The sequence below is a fragment of the Nocardiopsis lucentensis DSM 44048 genome, from assembly GCF_000341125.1.
Lineage (GTDB): Bacteria > Actinomycetota > Actinomycetes > Streptosporangiales > Streptosporangiaceae > Nocardiopsis > Nocardiopsis lucentensis.
Window position 1 is genome coordinate 1 of the sequence record NZ_ANBC01000745.1, and the last position, 4,726, is coordinate 4,726.

The 4,726-nt window shown below is 71.5% G+C and carries 3 protein-coding genes; all 3 read left to right on the forward strand.

What is annotated here, in order from left to right:
* Positions 1-1,844: PEP-utilizing enzyme (locus tag D471_RS36260; protein WP_017601320.1), on the forward strand; the 1,844-nt coding region annotated here is incomplete at its 5' end.
* A gap of 195 nt (positions 1,845-2,039) precedes the next feature.
* Entirely contained in the window at positions 2,040-3,695 is a 1,656-nt protein-coding gene (locus D471_RS42085) for a PEP/pyruvate-binding domain-containing protein (protein WP_241479721.1), read from the forward strand.
* A complete protein-coding gene (locus D471_RS42090; RefSeq protein WP_241479722.1) occupies positions 3,683-4,687 on the forward strand; it encodes a PEP-utilizing enzyme in 1,005 nt (334 codons plus the stop codon). Before D471_RS42085 ends, D471_RS42090 begins: the two co-directional genes overlap by 13 nt.
* Positions 4,688-4,726: the final 39 nt, after the last annotated feature.

Consider the following 4,726-nt stretch of genomic DNA (forward strand, 5'->3'; position numbering starts at 1 on the left):
AGCACTTCGGCTCCCCACAGGACGTGGAGTGGGCCTACGACGCCGACGGCGTGCTGTGGCTGCTCCAGTCCCGACCGATCACCACCCTGTTCCCGCTGCCTCCGGATGCCGGGAAGCCCGGCCCGCGCCTGTACATGGAGGCTGGGCACATGCAGGGCATGCTCCGGCCGTTCACCCCCATGGGCATGGACCGCATGACGCACATCTGGTTGAAGTGGTGCTCCTTCCAGGGCGTCGACGTCGACCCCCGCGAGGGGGCCTCGCTGCTCACCCCCGTCGGCGGACGCCTGTACATGGACCTCACCGACTTCATCCGCAGCGCGCCGATGCGGGGGCGACTCCCCCAGGCGATGGAGGTCTACGGCCCCCAGGTCAGGCGCGCTGTCGAGTACCTCATGGACGACCCCCGGTTCGCGCCGCGTCCCGGCCTGCCCTTTCCCCTGGGCACCGCCCTCCGGTTCGCCGCGCGAGCGCTGCCGACCACCCTGGCGCACATGACCGCGACCGTCGCCCGCCCGGAGAGGGCCAGGGCCAGGGCGGCCCGGGCGCTCCGGGAGTTCCGGAGCCAACCGCACCCCGGCCCGGAGGCCACCACCGCCGAGCGGTTCGACTTCGTCAGCGAGGACGCCTACGCCCTCGTCCTGGGCGCCCCCATGATGGACGTGGCCTGGCCGACCTTCGCCGGCATCGCCCTCGGCGTGCTCCCCTCGGCCCTGCTCGACGGTGTGGCCACCGACGAGGAACTCGACGCCGTCCTGGGCGGTATGCCGCACAACGTCACCACGGAGATGGACCTGGCCCTGTGGGGGGTGGCCGGGAACGCGAGCGGGCACCGCGACCTGTTCCTGAACACCGGCCCGGCCGAACTGGCCGACATGTACCGCCGGGGCGCGCTACCCGACATCGGCCTGACGGACTTCCTCGAGGTGTACGGCCACCGGGCGGCCGCCGAGGTCGACATCGGCATGCCGCGCTGGGCGGAGGACCCCGCCCCGCTGTTCGCCACCATCGCCAACTACCTGCGGGTGGAGAACCCCGAGCAGGCACCCGACCGAAGGTTCGAGAGGGCCGCGGTGCGGGCCCGCAGGACGATCAGCGAACTGTCGCTGCGCGGCCGCGCCCGGCGTCCCGTCCGTGGGCGGATCGCCTCCGTCGCCATGCGCCGGTCACGCGAACTGACCGGATCGCGTGAGCTCGCCAAGTTCTCCTGGCTCATCCCGTTCGCCCAGATGCGCCGCCAACTCCTGCTCATCGGCGCGGACCTGGTACGAGAAGGCCTGCTGGAGCGGAATGACGACGTCATGTTCCTCACGATGGACGAGGTGCGCACGGCCGTCCACGACGGGGTCGACCACCGGGACCTGGCCGCTGAACGCAGGGCCGACTACGACCGGGAGGTGCGCCGGCCGAGCGTCCCGGCCCTGCTGCTGTCCGACGGCACCGATGTGGAGACGATCCTCCCGCGCCCGGAGGTCGAGGCGGGCACCCTGTCAGGGACACCCGCGGCGGCGGGCCGGGCCACCGGTCGGGCCCGGGTGGTGCGCGACCCGTCCGGGGCGCACGTCGAGCCCGGGGAGATCCTCGTCGCGCCGACCACCGATCCGGGGTGGACGCCGCTGTTCATGACGGCGGCCGGGCTGGTGACCGAGACCGGTTCCCCGCTGGCGCACGGCCCGACGGTGGCCCGCGAGCACGGGATCCCCGCCGTGATCTGCGTGCGCGACGCCACGCGGGAGATCCGAACCGGTCAGGTGATCACGGTCGACGGCACGTCCGGCACGGTCACCGTGGAGCAGGGCGGGGACGCGAAGGAGTCGGTGGCCTCCGCCTCGGCGGGGTCCTAGCGTCGGAGCGTCCTTCGCGGTCGGCGCCCTCCCGGCCCTTCGGGACCGGGGACACGCGGGGGATTTCCGATCGTCCGCCGCCACTTTCACTTTATATCAGATTCCCGTATCTCATGAGGCGCTGAAAAGTCCTGCATACTGCTGCTCCGCGAACTGAATCGGCAAAAGACGGGGGAATCGGAATTGCGCTGTGTCATGGACTTCGCGCATATCGACGCGACGAATATCGCAGAGGTCGGCGGGAAGGGGGCGGCTCTGGGCGAGCTCGCGCGGATCGCCGGTGTCGGCGTGCCGGACGGCTTCTGCGTCACGACGGACGCCTTCCGACGGACCGTCGGCGACCTACCGTCGATCGACGCGCTTCTCGATCGGCTGGCGCGCGCGGAACCGGACGACCGCACGGCGATCCGTACGCTGAGCGCCGATATCCGCCGCGGTGTCGAAGGCGTGGCGGTACACGACGCCCTCGCGGAGGAGATCGGCGAGGCGCTCGTCCGGTTCGGGGCGGACGCCTCCTACGCGGTGCGTTCCAGCGCGACCGCCGAGGACCTGCCGACGGCGTCCTTCGCCGGCCAGCAGGACTCCTACCTCAACATCACGGGCCTTCCAGCGATCCTTCTGCACGTCCGGCGGTGCTGGGCCTCGCTCTTCACCGAGCGGGCGGTGGCCTACCGGATCCGCAACGGCTTCGACCACCGCGGGGTCGGTATGGCCGTGGTCGTTCAGCGGATGGTGTTCCCGGACGCGGCCGGGACCATGTTCACCGCGGACCCGGTGACCTCGAACCGCGAGACCGTCACCGTGGAAGCCGGATGGGGGCTCGGCGAGGCGCTCGTCTCCGGCCGGGTCCGCGGTGACGTCCACACGGTGCGCGACGACCGGGTCGTCTCCACGACGATCGCCACCAAGACCCTGAGCGCGCAGGCGTCACCGGAAGGCGGTGTCCGGGACGTACCGATCGAGCTGGAACGCCGGACACGATCGGCTCTGACGGAAGCACAGGTCGTGTGCCTGGCGCGGCTGGGCCGGAGCGTCGAAGCGCACTTCGGCCGGCCGCAGGACATCGAGTGGTGTCGGGTCGGAGACGACTTCCACATCGTTCAGAGCCGTCCGATCACCACGCTGTTCCCCGTCCCCACGGCCGATGACGAGGAGAACCACGTCTACGTCTCCGTCGGTCACCAGCAGATGATGACCGACGCGATGAAGCCACTGGGGCTCTCCCTGTGGCAGATGACGACCCCGCGCCAGATGCACGAGGCGGGCGGGCGGTTGTTCGTCGATGTCGCCCCCGCCCTGGCGACGCCCGCGGGCCGCACGGGCCTCCTGGAGGCTCTGGGGAGCTCCGACCCGCTGCTCGGGGACGCGCTGCGTACCATCCTCGACCGCGGTGACTTCGTCCGCGGGCTTTTGGAGGATGACTCCACCGCCGCACCCGACGCCGACCCGCCCGCCGGTACCGCACCCGCCGGTGACCGGCCCGACCCGGTCGAGGCCGATCCCGACATCGTCAGCGAGCTGATCAGAGGCAATGAGGCCTCCGTCGCCGCCCTGCGGCGCGAGATCCGGGACCTGTCCGGTTCGGCGCTGCTCGACTTCATCCGGGCCGACATCGTGGAGCTGAAACGCCTCCTCTTCGACCCGCGGAGCCTCGCGTTGGTCACCGCGGCGATGGAGGCGAGCCGTTGGCTCAACGAACACCTGGAGGATTGGCTGGGGGGGAAGAANAGAAGAACGCGGCCGACACGCTCACGCGGTCCGTCGACCACAACGTCACCTCGCAGATGGGGCTGGCCCTTCTCGACGTGGCGGACGCCGTCCGGCCTCATCCGGACGTCGTGGCGTTCCTGAACCGTGTCGCGGACGAGGGCCGGGAGGGCGACGGCTTCCTGGACGAGATGGCCGGGCTGCCCGGCGGACCGGAAGCACGTGCGGCCATCCGGGGCTACCTCGACACGTACGGGATGCGCTGCGTGGGCGAGATCGACATCACCAGGACGCGCTGGAGTGAGCGGCCCGCCGCGCTCGTGCCCGTCCTCCTGGGCAACGTCAGGAACTTCGCGCCGGGCGAAGGCGGGCGACGCTTCGAACGGGGGAACCGGGAGTCGTACCAGAAGGAGCGGGACGTGCTGGCGCGCCTGCGCGCCCTCCCGGGCGGAGAGGGCAGGGCCGAGGAGACCAAGCGGATGATCGACCGCGTCCGCGCCTTCGCCGGATACCGGGAGTACCCCAAGTACGGCATGGTCAACCGCTACTTCGTCTACAAGCAGGCGTTGCTGCGGGAGGCCGGCCGCCTCGCCCGGTCCGGTGTCCTGCGCGAGGACGAGGACGTCTTCTTCCTCCGGTTCCGGGAGTTGGAGGAGGTCGTGCGCACCGGCGAGGTGGACGCCGAGCTCGTTCGGGAGCGGCGGGAGGCGTTCCGGTCCCACGAGGCGCTCACCCCGCCCAGGCTCCTCACCTCGGACGGCGAGGTCCTCAACGGCCGCCGCCGACCCGCCGACGCCCCGCCCGGGGCGATGGCGGGTCTCGCGGTCTCGGCCGGGGTGGCGGAGGGTCGTGCCCGTGTGGTCACGGAGATGGCGCGGGCCGACCTGGAGCCGGGCGACATCCTGGTCACCGCCTACACCGACCCCAGCTGGACCCCCCTGTTCGTCACCGTCGCCGGACTGGTGACGGAGGTCGGCGGGCTCATGACGCACGGGGCGGTGGTCGCTCGGGAGTACGGCCTGCCGGCCGTCGTGGGTGTGGATCGGGCCACCCGGAGGATCCGGGACGGACAGCGGATCCGTGTTCACGGAACCGACGGGTACGTGGAGATCCTCGGGTCGGCTTCCCGGCCCTGACGGACCGAGCCCGCGGGTAGGCGCCCGGCTGGCCGCCGG